The 18,669-nt window shown below is 66.5% G+C and carries 20 protein-coding genes; 7 read left to right on the top strand and 13 right to left on the bottom strand.

Features of this window, described 5'->3' with window-relative positions:
* Positions 1 to 59: 59 nt before the first annotated feature.
* The 4 genes from FB384_RS21830 to FB384_RS21815 are packed head-to-tail and all read right to left on the bottom strand — an operon-like array spanning position 60 to position 4,196.
* Positions 60 to 983, bottom strand: coding sequence for a PfkB family carbohydrate kinase (locus FB384_RS21830; RefSeq protein WP_183786688.1), 924 nt, complete (start codon positions 981 to 983; stop codon positions 60 to 62).
* Entirely contained in the window at positions 980 to 2,449 is a 1,470-nt protein-coding gene (locus FB384_RS21825; RefSeq protein ID WP_183786687.1) for a purine-cytosine permease family protein, read from the bottom strand. The genes FB384_RS21830 and FB384_RS21825 overlap by 4 nt, the downstream gene beginning before the upstream one ends.
* Before the next feature lie 23 nt (positions 2,450 to 2,472).
* Positions 2,473 to 3,474 (bottom strand): ADP-ribosylglycohydrolase family protein, encoded by a 1,002-nt coding sequence (locus FB384_RS21820; RefSeq protein ID WP_183786686.1) that lies wholly within the window; start codon positions 3,472 to 3,474, stop codon positions 2,473 to 2,475.
* The gene (locus FB384_RS21815) at positions 3,471 to 4,196 is read right to left on the bottom strand and encodes a GntR family transcriptional regulator (RefSeq protein WP_183786685.1); all 726 of its coding nucleotides are present in this window, start codon (positions 4,194 to 4,196) and stop codon (positions 3,471 to 3,473) included. The genes FB384_RS21820 and FB384_RS21815 overlap by 4 nt, the downstream gene beginning before the upstream one ends.
* Before the next feature lie 315 nt (positions 4,197 to 4,511).
* On the opposite strand from FB384_RS21815, the gene FB384_RS21810 reads away from it, so the two are divergent.
* From FB384_RS21810 to FB384_RS21800, 3 genes are read left to right on the top strand one after another with little or no spacing between them, the layout of a single operon-like run.
* Positions 4,512 to 5,180 carry a haloacid dehalogenase type II gene (locus FB384_RS21810; protein ID WP_323985399.1) on the top strand — a complete coding sequence of 223 codons (669 nt, stop codon included), beginning with the start codon at positions 4,512 to 4,514 and terminating at the stop codon, positions 5,178 to 5,180.
* Positions 5,181 to 5,213: 33 nt separating this feature from the next.
* Positions 5,214 to 6,320 (top strand): alanine racemase, encoded by a 1,107-nt coding sequence (locus tag FB384_RS21805; RefSeq protein WP_183786683.1) that lies wholly within the window; start codon positions 5,214 to 5,216, stop codon positions 6,318 to 6,320.
* Between the two features lie 58 nt (positions 6,321 to 6,378).
* Positions 6,379 to 7,107, top strand: a complete 729-nt coding sequence (locus tag FB384_RS21800; protein WP_183786682.1) for an SDR family NAD(P)-dependent oxidoreductase — start codon at positions 6,379 to 6,381, stop codon at positions 7,105 to 7,107.
* 195 nt (positions 7,108 to 7,302) lie between these two features.
* Here the strand turns inward: FB384_RS21800 and FB384_RS21795 are convergent, their stop codons facing one another.
* Genes FB384_RS21795 through FB384_RS21775 form a run of 5 tightly spaced genes read right to left on the bottom strand, consistent with a single transcriptional unit; the run spans position 7,303 to position 11,826 of the window.
* On the bottom strand, positions 7,303 to 8,436 hold the full coding sequence (locus FB384_RS21795; protein ID WP_183786720.1) for an FAD-dependent oxidoreductase: 1,134 nt from the start codon (positions 8,434 to 8,436) through the stop codon (positions 7,303 to 7,305).
* Between the two features lie 5 nt (positions 8,437 to 8,441).
* Positions 8,442 to 9,266, bottom strand: a complete 825-nt coding sequence (locus FB384_RS21790) for an amino acid ABC transporter ATP-binding protein (RefSeq protein ID WP_183786681.1) — start codon at positions 9,264 to 9,266, stop codon at positions 8,442 to 8,444.
* Complete coding sequence (locus FB384_RS21785) at positions 9,263 to 10,147, bottom strand: amino acid ABC transporter permease (protein WP_183786680.1); 885 nt, start codon at positions 10,145 to 10,147, stop codon at positions 9,263 to 9,265. The genes FB384_RS21790 and FB384_RS21785 overlap by 4 nt, the downstream gene beginning before the upstream one ends.
* A 15-nt stretch (positions 10,148 to 10,162) precedes the next feature.
* Complete coding sequence (locus FB384_RS21780; protein WP_183786679.1) at positions 10,163 to 11,092, bottom strand: ABC transporter substrate-binding protein; 930 nt, start codon at positions 11,090 to 11,092, stop codon at positions 10,163 to 10,165.
* Positions 11,089 to 11,826: a GntR family transcriptional regulator gene (locus FB384_RS21775; RefSeq protein ID WP_183786678.1), complete on the bottom strand. Its 738-nt coding sequence runs from the start codon at positions 11,824 to 11,826 to the stop codon at positions 11,089 to 11,091. The genes FB384_RS21780 and FB384_RS21775 overlap by 4 nt, the downstream gene beginning before the upstream one ends.
* A 153-nt stretch (positions 11,827 to 11,979) precedes the next feature.
* On the opposite strand from FB384_RS21775, the gene FB384_RS21770 reads away from it, so the two are divergent.
* The 4 genes from FB384_RS21770 to FB384_RS21755 all read left to right on the top strand — a co-directional run bounded on the left by FB384_RS21770 (position 11,980) and on the right by FB384_RS21755 (position 15,896).
* Complete coding sequence (locus FB384_RS21770; RefSeq protein WP_183786677.1) at positions 11,980 to 12,651, top strand: haloacid dehalogenase type II; 672 nt, start codon at positions 11,980 to 11,982, stop codon at positions 12,649 to 12,651.
* A gap of 10 nt (positions 12,652 to 12,661) precedes the next feature.
* Complete coding sequence (locus FB384_RS21765) at positions 12,662 to 13,963, top strand: NAD(P)/FAD-dependent oxidoreductase (protein WP_183786676.1); 1,302 nt, start codon at positions 12,662 to 12,664, stop codon at positions 13,961 to 13,963.
* Positions 13,960 to 15,411, top strand: a complete 1,452-nt coding sequence (locus tag FB384_RS21760; protein WP_183786675.1) for an aldehyde dehydrogenase family protein — start codon at positions 13,960 to 13,962, stop codon at positions 15,409 to 15,411. Before FB384_RS21765 ends, FB384_RS21760 begins: the two co-directional genes overlap by 4 nt.
* Before the next feature lie 98 nt (positions 15,412 to 15,509).
* Complete coding sequence (locus tag FB384_RS21755; RefSeq protein WP_221213528.1) at positions 15,510 to 15,896, top strand: hypothetical protein; 387 nt, start codon at positions 15,510 to 15,512, stop codon at positions 15,894 to 15,896.
* 58 nt (positions 15,897 to 15,954) lie between these two features.
* Here FB384_RS21755 and FB384_RS21750 read toward each other — a convergent pair whose 3' ends face one another.
* The 4 genes from FB384_RS21750 to FB384_RS21735 form a co-directional block, all read right to left on the bottom strand.
* Complete coding sequence (locus FB384_RS21750; RefSeq protein WP_183786673.1) at positions 15,955 to 16,176, bottom strand: hypothetical protein; 222 nt, start codon at positions 16,174 to 16,176, stop codon at positions 15,955 to 15,957.
* A gap of 103 nt (positions 16,177 to 16,279) precedes the next feature.
* Entirely contained in the window at positions 16,280 to 16,567 is a 288-nt protein-coding gene (locus FB384_RS21745) for a YrhK family protein (protein ID WP_183786672.1), read from the bottom strand.
* A gap of 36 nt (positions 16,568 to 16,603) precedes the next feature.
* A complete protein-coding gene (locus FB384_RS21740) occupies positions 16,604 to 17,845 on the bottom strand; it encodes a multidrug effflux MFS transporter (protein WP_183786671.1) in 1,242 nt (413 codons plus the stop codon).
* 184 nt (positions 17,846 to 18,029) lie between these two features.
* Positions 18,030 to 18,668, bottom strand: coding sequence for a hypothetical protein (locus FB384_RS21735; RefSeq protein ID WP_183786670.1), 639 nt, complete (start codon positions 18,666 to 18,668; stop codon positions 18,030 to 18,032).
* Position 18,669: the final 1 nt, after the last annotated feature.

Below are 18,669 nucleotides of genomic sequence, written 5' to 3'. Positions count from 1 at the left end.
CCGGATCCTCGTCCCCGACGAACCACGACCGTGCCGAACACGCGGTTCACGGGAAGATCTCACCCGCCGGGGAGGAGGAACTCGTTGAGCTCGGCTGCGGTCGGCGCCGTCGCCGGTCCGGGGCGCAGCACCGACAATGCGGCTGCCGCGTTGGCCCGTCGCGCAGCCGCACGGAGTGTCGCGCCGTCGAGCAACATCGCCGCAAGCACGCCGCAATGGGCATCGCCCGCGCCGTTCGTATCGACCGGTGATACCGGGAAACCGTCGACCCGCTCGACCGTTCCGTCCATCGCCACGAGGCACCCCGCCGCACCGTCGCGCACCACGACTGTCGACGACGGACGCAGGCGGTCGGCCAGTGCGGCGGCTGCCTTGTGCAGATCCTCGGACCCGGTCAAGCCGCGCGCCTCGCGGGCGTTCGTGCTGAGAATGTCCACCTGCGATAGCGTCGAATCCAGCACCTCCTGCGGAATCTGGGAGGCCAGGGGACCGGGATCCAACAGCACCGCCGCACCGTCCACGGACGGCAACCATGCAGCCAGCGCCGCCCTATTGGCCCCGTGCAGCAGGCTGTACCCGCTCACATACACCACATCACCCGGGCCCGCCTTGACATCGGCCAGCCGCTCGGCCGTCAGTCCGGCCTCGGCGCCGCTGCCGGTCACGAAGGTGCGCTCACCCGAATCGTCCACCAGAGCGACACACACACCGGTATCGCTCTCCTCGCTCGGCGGGCACGCCGCGGTGACGCCCTCATCGTGCAACGCCGACCGCACGCGGTCACCGAACTGGCCGGTGCCGTGCGCGCCGGCGTACACCACCTGCGCACCCGACCTGGCCGCAGCGGCCATCACATTGAAACCACCGCCCGGCAACAACGCCGTCTCCGACGCCAACACGTCACCACCCGGCTCGGGTAACGAGTCCACTCGCATCACCAGGTCCAGAATGACCTGGCCGGTGTGCACCAAGCGGCCCGTCACTGCGCGCGCTCCTGCTTCCGGCCGTGCAAGCGTGCGCCGCCGAAGGCGGCGTACAACCCACCGGCCACGACGAACGCGATGATCCAGCCCAAGCCGTTGCGTCCCAGCCAACTGTCGGCCCACACGCCGCTGAACCACACATCGCCCTGCGGGCCCGCGACGATGAACTGGTACCCGACCACGATCGCCACCGCCCACGCCCCGAGTGCACGCGGCTCGATGCCACCGCGGTACCAGTACGAACTCGACCGGCTCAGATCCATCAGCCCGGCCGCGTCGTAGCGGGTGCGCCGCAGCATGTCGACCAGGAACACACCGACCCACGCCGTCGTCGGAATGGCCAGCAGGTTGATGAACGCTATGAACGGCGTGTAGAAGCTGTCGGCGATCAACATGAAGTAGATCGCACCGAGGGTTGTCACGACGACGTCGAGAATCACCGCATACACCCGCTTCGTGCGGATGCCCAACGTCAACGTCGTCAACCCCGCCGAGTACACCGACAGGTGGTTCGACAACAACAACCCGCCGAACGCGGCGATCAGATACGGAACGGCCATCCACGACGGCAGCATGTCGCGGATCGCGGCCACCGGATCGCCGGCCTCGGCCAACGTGGGATCACCCGCGGACAGCAGGCTGCCCAACGAGATCAGCAGCACCAACGGAATACCCGCCCCTGCGGCCGCGGACGCCACGAGCGACCCTGCCCGCACGGACGGCCGCTGATAACGCGACATGTCCGCGGACGCATTCGCCCAGCCGATACCCGTGCCCGCCGCGATGGTTCCGACACCGGCGATCATCGCGCCGACGGACGCGGGCTGCGCCGCACCGACGGCGGCCCAGTCCACGGTGGCGATGAGGTTCACGGCCACGACGATGTTCAACGCCCCGAAGATCCACGTCGACCACCGCTGCACCGCGACCAACACCTGGTGGCCCAGGCCCGAAACCACCACGGTGGCCAGGACGAACACACCGATGCACACGAGCGTCAACGCCGGAGCGCTCTTCGCTCCCGCGTCCGTGCCGAACACGATGGCGCACAACGACAGCAACGCGAACGCCGCCGTCGTCGTGTTCACCGTCTCCCAGCCGAGCCGCGAGATCAGGGACACCAGCGTCGGTCCCGCGTTGCCCCGGACACCGAACACCGCTCGCGACAACGTCAATCCCGGAGCGCCGCCCCTTCGGCCCGCGATCGAGATGACACCGACGATCGCGAACGAACCGACGGCGCCGAGGATCGCCACGAGAACGGCCTGCCAGAACGCGAGATGCTGGATCGCCACGAGAGTCGCACCGAGCGGCAATCCCAGGATCGAGATGTTCGCGGCGAACCAGACCCAGAACAACTGCATCGGATGACCGGTGCGTTCGTTCTCGGGAACGGGCTCGATGCCCCGCGTCTCGAGGACACCCTCAGCGGGCTCGTCGACACCGGTGTCGGTCGCAGTGCTCACGGCAGCCTCCTTGCTGTGTGCGCTCAGCTGTTGCGCAGTTCGAGAAGTCCCTCGGTGACATCGCCGAGGTCGAGGTCGTTGACCTTCCGCACGACGGCGGTGAGGTCGGCGGGCAGGCCCGAGGCTCCGTGCCGGGAACCGAGGACCGCTCCGCAGATGGCGGCGACCGTGTCGGTGTCCCCGCCGAGCCGGGCAGCCAGCGTCAACGCATCCAGCGGTCGATCTCCCAGGGCCTCGGCGAGCGCGAACGCGGCCACGACCGACTCCTGCGCGGCCACCGACGTGCCGATCACCTCGGCTATCGCCGCCGGCAGCGCCTCGGCGTCCAACTCCCGCACCCAGCCGCGGGCCCACCGGATCCGGGATGCGATCTCCCCGCCGGCGACCCACGGCGCCCGCGCAGCCCCTTCGGAGGCCACGCGTTCCGCGTGGTCCATCGCCGAGCCGAGGTCCGCGCCGTCGATCCCCGCCGACACCGCGGCCGCCACGGCCGCGGCCGCCGAGATGCCGAGGCTCGTGTTGTGGGTCAGCCTGCTCGCGCTCACGACCGCGTCCAGGAGCGGGTCCACGTCGGGTTTTGTGGCGATGGCGACCGGCGTGATCCGCATCGCCGCACCGTTCGTCGTGCCCGTGCGTCCCGCCTCATCGGGTGCGGCCCCGGACTCCAGCAGCTCGAGGGCCCGCTTCGTCGACGGTCCGAGCAGGTCGGCGAGGTTCCGGCGGATCATGTCCGCTTCCCAGCCCAGCAACGCACGGGCGAACGCGTGCGGCTCGATCCGCCCACGACCCTCGATGAGCAGTCGTGCGACCAGGACCGCCTGCTCGGTGTCGTCCGTGACCGTGCCTGCGGGCAGGCCGGGGGAGATGGGTTGGTGCTCGACGGCGTCGCGCAGCCCTTCCAATCGTCCGTAGTAGGTGGCGATGGACTCGCGCGACAGCGACTGGGTCGGCATGCCGAGTGCATCACCGAGCGCGAGACCTTCGAACGCACCGAGCGCGCGGTCACGGACACCGGCGCCGCTCATGCGGTACCGAACGTCAGGTGGAACTGGAAACGAGCCGGGTCCAGCAGACTGATGACGTGCTCGACGAGTCCGCCGGCGGAGTCGGTGCTGGTCCTCGTCGCCCGAAGGAACAACTCGCCCTCACGCCGCTCGAGTAGTTCGGCCGTGTGCGCGGTCAGCGACTCGGTGCCGATCCACTGCTCTCCCCGTGCCGGATGCAATCCCGCCGCGGCGAGGGTCGCGGTGAGGGAGTCGTCGACCAGCCCGCGTCGCGGCAGGTTCGCGAGCTCGCCGGTCTTGGGCACCAATGCCACCTCGTAGGACACTGGCCCCGCGGCCCGGTCACGTCGAAGTCGGCGGACCGCGATGAACTCCGCGACCCCGAAGCGGGCGGTCAGCTCGGGGTCGGCCGCCTTCTCGATGTCGAGCAGTTCCGCCCGGATGTCGAAACCCGATCGCGAGAGCGCGGTCGCCCAGCCGACGGTCTGGTCCAGTTCGACACCGTCGAACGTCACGAAGGATCCGACGCCCGTCTGGGTGGCGATGAGTTCGCGGCGCTGCAGCTCGGACAGCGCGCTGCGCACGGTGCCGCGGCTGACTTCGAACCGTTCGGCGAGTTCGTGTTCCGCGGGCAGCTGCTGGCCGCGGGTCAGCACGCCCGTATGGATCTGTCGGGAGAGTTCGTGCACCAGCCGGTCCCGCTTGCTGAACCTCGTCGGACGATCCTGATCAGTCCTGTTCATACCTGTACATTATGTGGCGAGGTGGCGTGAGCACAAGCGGCACTCGCGGAATCGGCTCGAGCTCGGTGTCGGTTGTCGCACCGTCGGATCCGCTTTCGCTCGAGGGGATGCGGTCGCACTCCTGGACTGTCGGGATGTAATGGGCGAAGCCGACCCGGTGAGGATCGACATCACGAGGCCGTGGAGGCCATCGCAAGTGCGCCCTCGCGACCCCGGGTGCCGCCGCTTGCCGAGTAGGTGTGCGCATTGACAGGCGACCACCTCTATTCGTAGATTGTCGACAGTCGCCAATCGACACTCTGGTTGGGAGTAGGCGTGGAACCGAAATTCGTTTCGTTCGACATGAACGGCACCTTGATCGACTTCCGTATCAACGATGCGATTCGCCGGGTGCTGGGTGATCGGTTGCCAGTCGACATCGCCTCGGACTTTCTTCGAGTCGGCAACGCCTACCGGATCGACGAGTGCATGGGGGAGTGGAAGTCGTTCCAGCACGTCGTGGGCAGTGCGTTGGAGCGCACAGCACGGAGGTTCGGCGTGACGTGCGACGAGCACGACGCCAAGGCGGTGTACGACGAGATTCCGACGTGGCGGCCGTACCCGGGTGTGACCGAGGCGCTCAACCGCCTGGCGCAACGTCACGCGCTCGTCATCGTGTCCAACACCGACGACGAGCATGCTCCACGACTCGTGGAAAACCTCGGCGCACCGTTCGACGTGGTGATCACTGCCGAGCAGATGGGCGTCTACAAGCCCCGACTTCGTGCATTCGACTACATGCTGGACCGACTAGGGGTGGCACCCGACGAGATCGTGCACGTCTCATCCAGCCCGAAGTACGACCTCCGCCCCGCCGACGACATCGGCATCACGAACAAGGTGTACGTGGATCGCGGTCGTGAGCCGGATCAGCCGTGGCTCGGTTATGAGCGAATCGACGACATAGCCGATCTTCCCGACCTGCTCGCGGGTCCGCGACGTTGATCTGACATCTCGACACCGACACGTAGGACCGCCGTGCACAGGCTGCAGTCAGCACTCGACGCAGTTGTCGAGTCCATCGACACTCCGGCACCGATCGTGCTGGCTGACGTCGTACAGGACAACATCGACCGGATGCAGGACTTCGCGTCCCGGCACGGTCTCGACGTCCGCCCGCACGTCAAGACGCACAAATGCGTGGAGATCGGGAGGCGGCAGATCGAGGCCGGCGCTTGCGGCATCACCGCCGGCAACGTGGGTGAGGCAGAGGTCTTCGCTCGCGCCGGATTCGACGACATTTTCATCGCCTACCCGGTGTGGCCGGCCGGCACGAAACGGCACCGTGTTCGCCAGCTCGCCGGGAGCACGAGGCTCCGCATCGGTGTGGACAACGTGGCGGCCGTCGATGCGCTGGCCGGTGCCATGGGCGACGAGCCGGAACGGCTGCACATCGTCGTCGAGGTCGACTGCGGTGCGCGTCGGTCCGGTGCTCCACCGGAGGTCGCCGCTGAAGTCGCGCTCGCCGCCCGGGACCGTGGACTGGTGCCGGCGGGCGTCTTCACCTATCCGGGCCATGGCGGCTCAGCCCGAGGCGCTCGGGAGCGTGCGGCAGCCGATCAGCGGAGCGCCCTGTCGACAGCGGTACGCACACTCGAACGTGCCGGCCTCGATCCCGAGGTGGTCAGCGCGGGATCGACCCCGACGGTCGAGTTCTCGACCGGCGACCCGATCACCGAGATTCGCCCCGGCGAGTACGTCTTCGGCGACCTCGACAACACCCGACTCGGCGCGTGCAGCGAGGATCAGGTCGCGCTCTTCGTCGCAGCCACCGTCGTCAGCAACTGGATCCCTGGCCAAGCGATCGTCGACACAGGCACCAAGGCGTTGGGGCGCGAGGGCCACCCGGACAAGGGATACGGCCGAGTCGCCGGCATGGACGCGGTCCTTGCCAAACTCAACGAGTACCACGGGTTCGTCGCCCTGCCACCCGGTGTTGCGCAGCCCGAGATCGGCGAGCTCGTCCCGGTGGTGCCCAACCACGTGTGTCCGGTGGTCACCAATTTCGAGGAGTTCATCGTCACCGACAGCGAGGGCGCATCACTGCAGCGGTGGCCTGTCGATGCCCGCGGCTTCCTGAATTGACCGCAGGCGACGTCCGTCGGTAGCGGCGGTACAGGGCAAGGGCGAAGGAGTGTTGGGAATGAGACTCGATAACCTCAGGACGTTGATCACCGGCGCCAGCAGCGGCATCGGGGCGGCGATCACCGAACGCTGCCGCGCAGAGGGCGCGAGGCTGCTCCTCACCGGTCGACGGCAACGTGTCGATCATCCCGCAGGTGGTTATGTTCCGGGTGACCTCAACGACGAGTCGTTCGTCGAGAACCTCGCCCAACACGTTGCCGAGTCGATGGGCGGTGTCGACGTAGTCGTTCTCAATCACGGACTGCAATCCGGCGGCGCTCTCACGGAGACGAGCTACACCGACGCGAAGGACGTGCTCGATACCAACCTGTTGAGCGCGTTCTTGATGATGAAGCACTTCGCACCGCTGATGCCCGAGTCCGGAGGATCCTTCGTATGCGTGGGCTCCCGCCTCGGAACGGTCGCTACGCCCGGGCAGGCGTTGTACTCCGCGGCCAAGGGCGGCCTCGTCATGCTCGCCAAGGGAGCAGCGATCGAATGGGCGCCGCGAAACATCCGGGTCAATGTTGTCGCACCCGGCTTGACGGCCACCCCGACGATCGAGGCGTCGTTCCAGCGTCGGCCCGACCCCGAGGCCTATCGACGCGAGCGAGCAGGCCAGATTCCGCTGCAACGCCTCGCCACGCCGGAAGAGGTCGCTGATTCCGTCGTCTTTCTTGCATCGCCCGAATCGACCTACATCACAGGTGCGGTACTTCCCGTGGACGGCGGATACACGGCATTCTGAGCCGGGGGCGAGCTGTGGGCACGTCGGCGATGCCGTGGAGCGATGTAAGCAGCTTCGCGGGCAGCCGGATCGACGACTGCCGAAGCCGGCACCCTCGACGTGACCCCACCACCGACCGACAACGCCACGCCGTGACACGCGGTATCGACCAGCTTGCGCCCACCACCCGGTCTCCGGTGGGCGCAAGCTGGTCGATCAGCCCGATGCGAAGCGGTCCGGCGACGCGAACGCCGCTTCCGGGTGTGGTGCGATGTCGAGCGCCTGTTCCGCTGCGACCCGCCCGAACGCCGCGGCCATCTTGAAACCGGCGCCGGAGAATCCGGTCGCGAGGAAGGTTCGCGAGGTTCCCGGTGCCGGCCCGACCAGCGGCGCACGGTCGGTAGTGTAGAGATCCGGATAGCTGTCGGAGCGTACGATCTCGGCTACCACGCCCGAGAAGAAGTCGCCTACGGTTTTGCGTGACTCTTCGGTTTCGGCGCGGGTGAGCGTGCGGTCCACAGTGGACGCGCTTTCGGCAGGCTGCGACCGGCCGTCGAGTGTCGCCTTGATCGTGGAACCGTCGAGCGACGGTGTGCCGTACATGGATTGGTCGCCGGAGATTCGCACGAAGATCGGGAATCGATCCGGCGTGAACTGTGCGGGGTCTGCCACCGGGAACCAGGTGAGGTAGATCCGCGCCGGATACACGTGCGTGCGTAGGGTGCTCGGCAGCAGGGCGCCGCTCCAACCACCACCGGCGATGATGACCCGCTCGAACGTCCAGTTGCGTGTGCCGTCGGATACCTCCACTCCGTCGCGAAGTTCGCGGATCGAGCTCACTCGGCAGTCACGTACGATCCGCGCGCCGCGGTCTTGCGCCGTTCGTACCGCGGCGAGGACAGCGCTGTCCGTACGGAGGAAACCGGCGTTCGGGTCGAAGACCGCGATGTCGTTCTCGTACAAGGTGTGCTGGGGGTAGCGCTCCGCGACCTGGCGGCGGGTGAGCACCTCGTGCGTGGCCCCGCACGTACGTATCGACTTCAACAGTGCTGGAATGTATGGCCCGTTCGCATCGCCGATCGAAAGGCCCCCGTGCTGATAGAGGACCGATTCCCCGGAGTCCTTCTCCAACTCCCGCCACAGACCTTGCGCCGCGGTGAGTAGGGGATAGTACGGATGCGGGTCGCGGTAGGTCATCCGAAACAGCCGCGTGTCGCCGCCGACTGCGCTGCGCGGATGCGCGGGCGCCGCCGCCTCGAATCCAACGACCGACGACGAGAGTCGACTCGCCTGCCACAACGCCATGCTGCCGACCGAGCCGAGCCCGACGATGGCGACCTGTCCGTCCATCTTCGTCACAGCACCTTTTCCAGGAACTGCTGGGTACGCTCCTCCTTGGGATGGGCCAGCACTTCACGTGCGTCGCCGTATTCGACTGTTCGGCCGGCGCACATGAACATCAAGCTGTCGGCCACCTCACGGGCGAAGCCCATCTCGTGCGTGGCGACCAGCATCGTCATTCCCTTCTCGGCAAGTTGTTGCATGACCCCAAGTACTTCGCCGACGAGCTCAGGGTCGAGCGCGCTGGTCGGCTCGTCGAACAGCATCACACTCGGATCCATCGCGAGTGCTCGCGCGATCGCCACGCGCTGCTGCTGGCCGCCGCTCATGGCGGACGGGTAATGGTTCTCGTGCCCGTCGAGGCCGACCTGTTGCAGCAGGGACCGTGCATGTTCGGCCGCTGCTTGCTTCTTGACGCGTTTGACGAGTACCAGTCCCGACATCACGTTGTGCAGCGCGGTCATGTTGGGAAACAGATTGAAATGCTGGAACACCATCCCGATCTGCGTCCGCTGGGCCGCCACCTGCTTCTTGCTCAGCGGGCGGTACTGCGTTTCAGTCTCCTCGTAACCGAGGTCTTCCCCGTTGACTCGTAGGATGCCGGAATCGACCTTTTCGAGTCCGTTGATGCAACGCAGCAACGTCGACTTCCCCGAACCGCTCGGTCCGATGAGACAGCAGATCTCACCGGACTTGATGTCGAGATCGACGTCTTGCAGCACGGTGCGGTGGCCAAAGGACTTGACCAGCTGCCGCCCGTACACGGTGCCGAGGCCGCCCTTGGTGGCGGCTTGTGGCGGTTCAACGGTCGGCTGCTGTTTTGTCGCGGACTCGTTCATCGTCCCTCCTCTGCGCCGGCCAAGGCCGGCTCGAGCGGCACTGGCGTCCCCGCGCGGGTACCTTTTGAGTAATGCTTTTCGATCAGCGACTGGGGGTATCCGAGGGCGAGCGTCATGACGAGATACCACAACGCGGCCACGATGAGCAGGGGAATCGTTTCGTAGGTTCGCGAATAAATGAGCTGAACGCTTTGTAGCAGGTCCGCGACGCCGAGCACGCTCACCAGCGAGGTCTCCTTGAACTGGCCGATCAACTGGTTGCCGGTCGCGGGAATGACAGTCGGCATGGACTGCGGGATGATGACTTTTCGCAGCTTGGTCCACTCACTCATGCCGAGCGCGTCGGCGGATTCGATCTGCCCCTTGGGGACCGAGTTGAATCCTCCGCGTACGATCTCTGCCATATACGCCGCTTGGTTGAGCGTGAGCCCGACGGTTGCCGCCACGATCGGTGTCATTAGCGCGTTGACGTCGACCTCGCTCCCGATGTCGGTGAACGGAATGCCGATGTTTATATCGGGATACAAAGCGGCAACATTGAACCAGAAGATCAATTGTACGAGTACCGGGGTGCCGCGGAAGAAAGATATGTAGGCACCTGCGAGGACTCGTACGGGCATCACCGGGGAGGAGCGGAGTACCGCGATGACGATGCCGAGCACGGTTCCGAGGAACATTGTGACGAACGTCAGCATGATCGTCAGGAGTACGCCGTCGATCACTGTTTCGGCGGTGAAGTACTCCGCAACGACGTCCCATTCGTAACGTGGATTGGTCACGAGTGAGTACGCAATCGCGAGGAACACGAGTACGCACAGGGCCCACATCACGTACTCGACAGCGCTCCGGCGTCGAACACGTGGCTTTTCTGTCGCGTCCATGGACAACACCGATCGTCAGTTCAAGATCTCGGATTTGGGGATTGCGCCCGACTCGAGCCCCCAACGACCGAGCGCTTCCTTGTACTTGTCGCTGTCGATCAGCGATTGCATCGCAGCATGCATCGCCTTGGTCAACGGAGAATTCTTCGCCAGGCCGAACGTAACGACATCGGTCCCGGTCTCTTTCTGGTACTGCTGGTCTTGCATCTCGAACTGATCGGGCTGCTGCTTGGCAGCCCAGGCGAGCGACGGAGTGTCGTAGAAGACCGCCTCCATCCGACCGGACGACAACTGAGTCAGGGCTTCCTGCACATTCGGCAGGACCACCGCATCGATCGGCGCCTCGCCGGCCTTCTTGCAGTCGTCCTGCAGCGAAGGCAGATACTGTTCCGCCTGGGTGGTGCCCTTCATCACGGCTACGGTGTGCCCGCAGAGACTCTCGGGTTCGTCGAAGGTCAGACCCTCCGGATTGTCGACCGGCGTGACCAGCGACGAGCCGGAGTTCCAGTACGTGACCAGCTCAAGCACCTTGCGTCGCTCGGGGGTCGGCGTCATGTTCGTTGTCGTGAAGTCGTATCGACCACCCTGGATACCGGGGATGATCGTATCGAACGACACGTCCTTGATCTCCACCTCGAGGCCCAACTTGGCGCCAAGCAACCGTGCGATGTCGACGTTGTAGCCGATCGGCGACTTGTCCTCTTCGGAAAGAAACGACGTCGGTGGATAGCTGAGGTCCATGGCGACGGTGATCTCGCCGTCGTTCTTTGTTTTGGCGGGAAGTAACTTGACCGCAGCCGGGTCCTCTTCGACGCCTTTCGTGATGTCGCTTTCCTGTTCTGGGGTTGTGCTGCCGTCAGCGGAGCTGCTGTCGGAACACGCTGTGATCGACAGTGCGAACAGGGCACCGACTAGAGCCGTCGTCAAGGGCTTGTGAATCTTCATTGATTCTCCTGTTGGCCATTCGTCCCGGTGGACGGTGATGGTGCATCCGCGGGGCCGTCGCCGTGCTTGCTCTCGGTCAGGTTGCGAGCGGCACTGCGCAAATGAGATTGGATGACCTCTCTCATACGGTCCGGGTCAGCCGCTTCCAGGGCAGCGGTGAACTCCCCGTGGTCCTGCATCAGCTCTTCGCCGGAGGGCCGCGCGATCTCCAACCAGTGGATACACGTGAGCGCTTCGGTGAAGAGGATCGAGTAGGCGTCGCTGAGCCGAGAGTTGCGTGCCCCGTCGACCAGCGTTCGATGGAACGTCAAGTCCGCACTCGAGACCTTGTGGAAATCGCCGGACTGCAACGCCCGATCCAGGTCGTCGAGACAGGCACGCAGCTCGGTCAGCACTTCGGCGATTCGGTCCGCTCCCGAGTCGATGATGCTTTGCGCAGCGAACGTCTCGATGGCGCAGCGCGCATCGTAGATCTCGGCGATGTCGGCATCGGTGAACCGGGCGACCCACACGCCCCTGTTCCGGCTGGCGACCAGAAGTCGCTCACGGACCAGCCGCTGCAGCGCTTCGCGGACAGGTGATCGAGAGACACCCAGTTGGTTCGCGAGCGCAACCTCGCTGAGCTGTTCGCCGGGCTCCAGTGCCCCGTTGACGATCAGCTGGCGCAAGTCGTCGGCGATGCGCTCCGGCACGGACTTCATCTCCAACGAGTTCAGGCTCGAGATGCGGTTCACGGTGTGGACTCCCCTCCACTGGCTGAGATTTTCGAGACTGTAAGCCCGATCACGGTAGGCAGTCAACAGTCGGGTGCACATTGTCGACAGCCGACAACTTGTCGGTTAGGGTCCTGGAACAAGCCGCATCGGACGTATGCGAATGGAGACGCAATGACTGACTTCTCGCCGAAATACATCTCATTCGATTGCTACGGCACGCTGATCAACTGGCAGATCACGCCGGTCACGCGTGAGCTCGTCGGCAACCAGCTACGCGAGGACGACTGGCCAGAGTTTCTGCGTCAGTTCGGCAAGTATCGTCTCGACCAGGTGTGTGGCACCTACTACCCGTACCGCGATGTACTGCAGGACGCCTTCACCCGGGTATGCGAGAGGTGGGGCATCGAAGCTGCGACGGATGCCGGGCAACGGCTCGGGGACGCCGTGTTGAGCTGGGGCCCGCACGCCGACGTTCCCAGCCCGCTCGCCAAGATGGCCGAACATTTCCCCCTGGTCATCCTGTCGAACGCCGATGATGCGTTCCTGGACGTGTCGGCGCCGAAGCTCGGCGCGCCGTTCCATGCTGTCTACACAGCAGAGCAGGCTGGCGTATACAAGCCGCGCTACCAGGCGTTCGAGTACATGCTGGACACGTTGAACGCGTCGCCGTCGGACTTCGTGCACGTCACCTCGCACACCCGATACGACATCATGCCGGCCCACGATCTCGGCTTCGACAATCTCGTTTTCCTGGACCGTGGGTTCGACCCGCTTGTCCCCGCGTACGACTACACGAAGGTTGACTCGCTCGACGAGCTCAACAAGCTACTCGGCATCGCATAGGCGGGCAGCCATGAAACTCACCTCTTACTGGTACGACACTGCCCAGCCATCGGGCGACTACCGTCGCACCGAGGTTCCGGAGACGGTCGATGTCGCGATCGTCGGCGGCGGGCTGACCGGCCTGTCGGCGGCGTTGGAGCTGGCACGCCACGGTGCCACCGTCGCGGTCCTGGAGGCCGAGACGATGGGCTGGGGGGCTTCCGGCCGCAACGGCGGGATGGCGACGACGGGACTGGCCATCGGGATCGGAACGGCGATCGCCCGCTACGGCCGGGAGCGTGCGATCGAGATGCATCTCGAGTACGAGCGAGCGATCAATACGGTCGAGAGTCTCGTTGACGAGTTGGGCATCGAGTGCGACTTCGAGCGGTTCGGAAAGCTCGCCCTCGCGGTCACCCGACGTGACCTCGAGGGGCTACGGAGCGCGCAGGCAGAGATCAACAGCATCCCGGACCTTCCCGACGTCACCGTGCTGGATCGCAGCGAGCTCGGCACGGAGATCGGCTCGCCGTACTACGTCGGCGGCATGGTCGATCCACGCGGCGCGGGGCTCCACGTCGGGAAGTTCGTACACGGACTCGCCGGTGCCGCCGCTTCCTGGGGAGCCCAGCTGTGCGAGGCCGCGGCGGTCCAGTCGATCTCGCGGCGGGGAACGCGTCATACGCTGCAGACCACACGCGGCACCGTCGACGCGGGCGAGGTGCTCATTGCCACGAGCGGCTACACCGGTGGAACCACACCGTGGCTGCGTCGCAGGGTGCTACCCGTCGGCAGCTTCATCGTGGTGACCGAGCCGTTGAGTCCCGAACTCGCCGCCAGCCTGCTGCCGAACGGGCGGATGGCGTCCGACAGCAAGATGCTGACGTACTACTTCCGTCTCACGCCGGACAACCGACTCCTGTTCGGCGGCCGCGCACGCTTCGCGCTGTCCAATCCGGACTCGGATCTACGAAGCGCGAAAATTCTGAAGCGAGCGATGAGTACGGTCTTCCCACAACTCGCGAGCGCTCGGATCGACTACACCTGGGGAGGTCTTGTCGACATCACGGTCGATCAGATGGTCCATACCGGCGTCAACGACGGAATGCACTACTCGCTGGGCTACAGCGGTCACGGAGTTCAGATGGCCGCCCACTCCGGACGCGAGGTGGGCCGGTATCTCGCCGGAAAATCGGATGCGTACCCCTGGAGTGACCTCAAGTTCCCTGCGGTGCCCGGACACTTCGGACCACCGTGGTTCCTGCCGTTCGTCGGTGCCGGCGCCCATGTGATCGACGGCTGGAACAAGTTGACGGGAGGCCGAGCACGATGACCACCGCGGCTGCGGCGGCAACCGTGGGGGACCGGACGGTGGCCCTTCCGGGTGGTGCATTCGTGCAGGGATGCTGGACGCCGGCGCCGATCCCCGTGACGGATCCCGAGGACGGTGCGGTCGTGGGGTACGCGGCACAGACAACGGTCGACGAGGTGTCCGGTGCGATCGGCCACCTGGCGGCATCGTTGCGCAACGAATGGCCGACCTGGGAGCGGGAACGTGCCCTGGGGCGTGCCGCCGCAGCGATCGCGGACCGATACGAGAAGTTTACGACGCTGATCGCTGCCGAGGGCATCAAGACCGTGGCCGAGGCACGCGATGAAGTCGCACGCTGCGTCGAAACGCTGCGGCTCGCGGCGTCGGCAAGCGGTGAACTGCTCGGCGAATCACTTCCATTCGACGCGACTCCTCGAGGCGCGGGCAAGATCGGCTGGTATGTGCGCGAACCGCTCGGCGTGGTCGGGGCGATCACGCCCTACAACGATCCGCTCAACCTGGTTGCGCACAAGGTCGCGCCGACCTTGCTGGCGGGAAACGGCGTGATCCTCAAACCGTCCGAGCACACGCCGTTGACCGCGTTGGCGTTCGCCGAGGTGCTTCTCGAAGCCGGTGTACCAAGGGACAGGATCGCTGTCGTCTGCGGTGGCACGGACGTCGGGCAGGCGATCGTCTCGGACCCGCGGATCGCAGTGGTCTCGTTCACCGGCGGACCGCGCACCGCCGAATCGATCACCCGGACGGCCGGCGTCAAGAAGTTGCTCATGGAGCTCGGCGGCAACAACCCCACGGTCGTGTGCGAGGACGCCGATCTCGAGCTTGCCGCCGACGCCGTCGTCGACGGAGCGTTCGGTGCCGCCGGCCAGAACTGTCTGTCCGTGCAACGCGTGTACGTGCACGCGCAAGCATACGATCGGTTTCTCGATTACGTCGTGACCCGTACGAAACGGAAGAGGGTCGGCAGTAAACGTGCCGCCGACTCCGATATCGGCCCACTTGTCAACGAGCGGGCGGCTCGTGAGGTTGAGCATCTCGTCGATCGCGCCGTAGGTGACGGCGCGCGCGCTCTGTCCGGTGCTCGCCGACATGGGGTTTTCTACGAGCCGACCGTGCTCGTGGAGGTCCCCGAGGGCTCGGAGGTGCTGACCGCCGAGATATTCGGACCGGTGGTCGCCGTCGAGCCGTTCATCTCGTACGCAGCGGTGGTTGCCAGTGCGAACACGGCCGGGCAGGCATTGCACGCGGGTGTGTTCACGGCGTCCGTCGCGACGGCGAAGACGCTCTCACAACAACTGCACGCTGGGTGCGTACTCGTCAACGCGACAAGCGATTTCCGTATCGATGCGATGCCGTTCGGCGGGTTCGGGCTCACCGGTATCGGACGCGAGGGCGTACGGCACGCGGTCCGCGAGCTGTCCGCGCCCAAGAGTGTCGTGCTCGCCGAATGACCGCGGCACCCGTCGCCGTTACGTCGAAAGGTCCGGGCCGTCAGCGTGCGCTTGTGCTGCCGTGCCCGGTTCGGCAGCCCGATCGTTCATCGGGGCGGGTGACAGTGGGTGACTCGGCGGGCTGCGCCGGTGTGATCCGGTACGTCACGGCGCCCGCGCTGGCGAACCCGCCGGGCGGGCTGTCGAACCACACGACGCGCGCCGAGTTCCGCGACCATCGCGCGGCGGGACCCGCGAGCAGCGCGATCGGCGACAGCATGGGCTCACCCGAACCGGACCTGCGCATGCACAACATGGAGCAATTCCACGGGGACGGTTCGGTCGCGACGGTCAAGGATCACGGCGGTGCGCGGGTGCAGCTCGGCACGCCGTGGTGGGGGAGGGAAGTCGAGCCCGGTGCCGTCGCCGTGCGTATCGAGGACTCCTACGACGAGGCGGTACGCCATACCGCGACGGCGGGCTTGCGCCGCGATGACCACAACTGACATCCGGCAGGGCCGGTTCCGGCCGCCGGTCGTGCCCGCGCCGGGCGGGGCGGGCACGTCACACGAGGTCGCCCGCTTCGTCCTGGTCGTGCTGGGCGAGATGGACGACGGCGTCGCGCAACGCGGCGCGGAACCGGCCGACCTCGAGCGGGCCGAGCACGGCCGTCTCCCCGGGCGGAGCGACGACGACCACCTGCTGCTCGCTGGAGAACACGGTGAGCTTGCGTTTGCGTCCCGCCAGGTCACGGCAGGGAACGACCCACTCGTTCTGATCCGACATGCCGACCGCCTTCCTCCTGCTTCATCGGGCTGAGCACAGGTGGGACGCAGCCGCGGCTACCCCATGACGCGACTGACGCACGGAATGTCACAAACCCGCTGCCTCAGAAGTCGTGTGAGGCTTCGGTGGGCTCGCCGGATCGGAATCGTCGCAGGTGAACGCGCCGCCGGAGCCGAATGGCGGGACGGATCATCAGCTGGATGCTGCCGATGAGAAACAGCCACGTCCCGGCGTACTCGGTGCTGTCGGAGAAGAACAGCACGCTGCCGATGACGAACCAGAGCGCGATCAGCAGGTCGTTGACGATGCTCGCCACTTCGTAGCGGCGGCGGATGAGTAGTTCTTCGTCGCCGATCCGGATGTGAAGCGGTCCGGGGTCCTCGTCGGCCATGTGATCACGGTGCCATTGCCGGCGCGGGACCGCAGGTCAGGCTCGGTTCGCTGTGCGGGATCCGACCATGAGCAGGAAGCTCGTCAGGGCCAGTCCGAAGAACACGGCCATGAGCGCGGCCATCGGGACGGCCGAGCCTTCGCCGAACAGTCCGATCAGCGGGGAGGCCGCACCCGCGACGAGGAACTGCAGCACGCCGAGCAGTGCCGATGCCGATCCCGCTTTGTCCGGGTGGTCCGCCATCGCCAGCGCCATGGCGTTGGGCATCACCATGCCGTTCGAGCACACGACCAGGTAGATCGCGGGCAGCAGCACGGGCAGGCCGAGCCCGGCTGCCGCGGCGATCGTGGCGGCGACGGCCGCCGTCGTGCCGGTCAACAGTCCGGTGCGCAGCAGGGACCGTTGGCTGAATCGGCCGACCAGGCGGGCGTTGACCTGTGTCATCGCGACCAGGCCGACCGCGCCGCCTCCGAAGACGAAGCTGTAGGTCTGCGGGCCGAGGCCGTAGATGTCCTGGAGTACGAAGCTGGACGCCGAGATGTAGGTGAACATGCCGGCGAACCCGAGGCCGATGGTGAGGGCGCAGCCCAGGAATGCACGGTGCCGCAGCAGGCTGAGGTACGTGCGCAGGACGCCACCGATCCGTGCCGGCCTGCGCGAGGCCTCCGGCAGTGTCTCCGGCAGAGCCAGCGCGGCGACCAGCAGGAGCAGCCCGCCGAACGCGGCGAGGACGGCGAAGATTCCGCGCCAGGAGGTGACGGTGAGCAGCTGACCGCCGATGATCGGTGCGAGGATCGGCGCCACCCCCGAGACCAACATCAGCGCGGAGAAGAACCGGGACATGGCGATGCCGGAGAAGAGGTCGCGGACGGTCGCACGGGCGATGACGATGCCCGCGGCCGCGCCGAAGGCCTGCAGCGCTCGCGCCGCGATCAGCACTTCGATCGAGGGGCTGAGCACACACAGCACACTCGCGGCGATGTAGAGCGCGACGCCGGCCAGCAGCGGTACCCGTCTGCCGAGGGCATCCGACAGTGGCCCTGCGACGAGCTGGCCCGCTCCGAGCCCGACGACGAACGCCGCGAGCGTGAGCTGGACCAGCGAATTGGCGGCGGAGAAGTCGCCTGCCATGCCGGGCAGCGCCGGCAGGTACATGTCGATCGACAGCGGGCCGAACGCGGTCAACCCGCCGAGGATGAGCGCGAACCGCAACCGGCCGGTGCGGCTGAGCCGAGCTCCTGCATCGGCGACGGGGGCCACGGTCGTGGCTGCGGTCACGGTTCCTCCCGGTGATCGATGTGACGACGCACGTCCTCCTCGAACAAGTACCGAGCATGGCTAACTATTCCCGGGATGCGGAGTGATCTGAGACGGGTGTACCGCTCACGGTGTAAACGGGACCAATCGGGCAGGATTGGCCGGGGGTTGCCCGTGTCGTCGACGGTGCAGGCGGGGCGCGCCGTCAGAGCCAGGCGGTGCGGATGCTCACCCGGCGCGGCGGGCCCGGCTCGTCGGCGCCTCCGTGCCGGTTGGTGATCGTCCACACGTGTTTCGTGGTGTCCGGCAGGCCGTAGAGGTGGTCGTCGCTGCCGCACGTGTAGGTCGGCCTGCCGGGCGGGTCGTCCTCGGTGGGGCTGGGCGCGGGGACGCAGCGGCGACCGTCGGCGAGTTCGAGGAACCACGGCCGGTCGGGACGCACGTCGCCGGGCGGTCTCGGCGTGTCCTCGACGATCCGGATGCGCACGGCCTCGGACGTCGTCGGGTTCTGCACGCACAGCGCGACGTCGGGGCGCGGCCGGTGCCGGACGAAACACGGGTCGTACAGGAAGTAGCCGTCCGTGGTCATGCACCGGCGCGCATCGGGATCCGACAGGTTCACCCCGGACGCGGAGCATTTCGCCGCGGCGCGGTCGACGACGGTGAATTCCGGTGCGGGCCGGCCGGACGGGGTGAACGGGTCGAGGTGCACCGCGCGGGTCGCCGTCACCGGGGAGGTGCGAGCGGATCCGTCCGCGTCCGCATCGGTGCAGCCTGCGAGGGCGACGAGTGCGGCGCCCAGGCCGATGGCGGCGCGGCGGGTGCGCGAGCGGCGGGTCGTCACG

Origin of the sequence: Prauserella sediminis, assembly GCF_014195435.1 — a bacterium.
Lineage (GTDB): Bacteria > Actinomycetota > Actinomycetes > Mycobacteriales > Pseudonocardiaceae > Prauserella > Prauserella salsuginis.
Note: the sequence above shows the minus strand (reverse complement) of the source record. Positions and strands in the feature narration are given on the sequence as shown.

Coding starts and splice junctions, on each gene's coding strand:
- FB384_RS21770 (WP_183786677.1), top strand. CDS start 11,980: ATGACTGACTTCTCGCCGAAATACATCTCATTCGATTGCTACGGCACG.
- FB384_RS21780 (WP_183786679.1), bottom strand. CDS start 11,092: ATGAAGATTCACAAGCCCTTGACGACGGCTCTAGTCGGTGCCCTGTTC.
- FB384_RS21750 (WP_183786673.1), bottom strand. CDS start 16,176: ATGTCGGATCAGAACGAGTGGGTCGTTCCCTGCCGTGACCTGGCGGGA.
- FB384_RS21815 (WP_183786685.1), bottom strand. CDS start 4,196: ATGAACAGGACTGATCAGGATCGTCCGACGAGGTTCAGCAAGCGGGAC.
- FB384_RS21760 (WP_183786675.1), top strand. CDS start 13,960: ATGACCACCGCGGCTGCGGCGGCAACCGTGGGGGACCGGACGGTGGCC.
- FB384_RS21790 (WP_183786681.1), bottom strand. CDS start 9,266: ATGAACGAGTCCGCGACAAAACAGCAGCCGACCGTTGAACCGCCACAA.
- FB384_RS21765 (WP_183786676.1), top strand. CDS start 12,662: ATGAAACTCACCTCTTACTGGTACGACACTGCCCAGCCATCGGGCGAC.
- FB384_RS21745 (WP_183786672.1), bottom strand. CDS start 16,567: ATGGCCGACGAGGACCCCGGACCGCTTCACATCCGGATCGGCGACGAA.
- FB384_RS21800 (WP_183786682.1), top strand. CDS start 6,379: ATGAGACTCGATAACCTCAGGACGTTGATCACCGGCGCCAGCAGCGGC.
- FB384_RS21785 (WP_183786680.1), bottom strand. CDS start 10,147: ATGGACGCGACAGAAAAGCCACGTGTTCGACGCCGGAGCGCTGTCGAG.
- FB384_RS21820 (WP_183786686.1), bottom strand. CDS start 3,474: ATGAGCGGCGCCGGTGTCCGTGACCGCGCGCTCGGTGCGTTCGAAGGT.
- FB384_RS21795 (WP_183786720.1), bottom strand. CDS start 8,436: ATGGACGGACAGGTCGCCATCGTCGGGCTCGGCTCGGTCGGCAGCATG.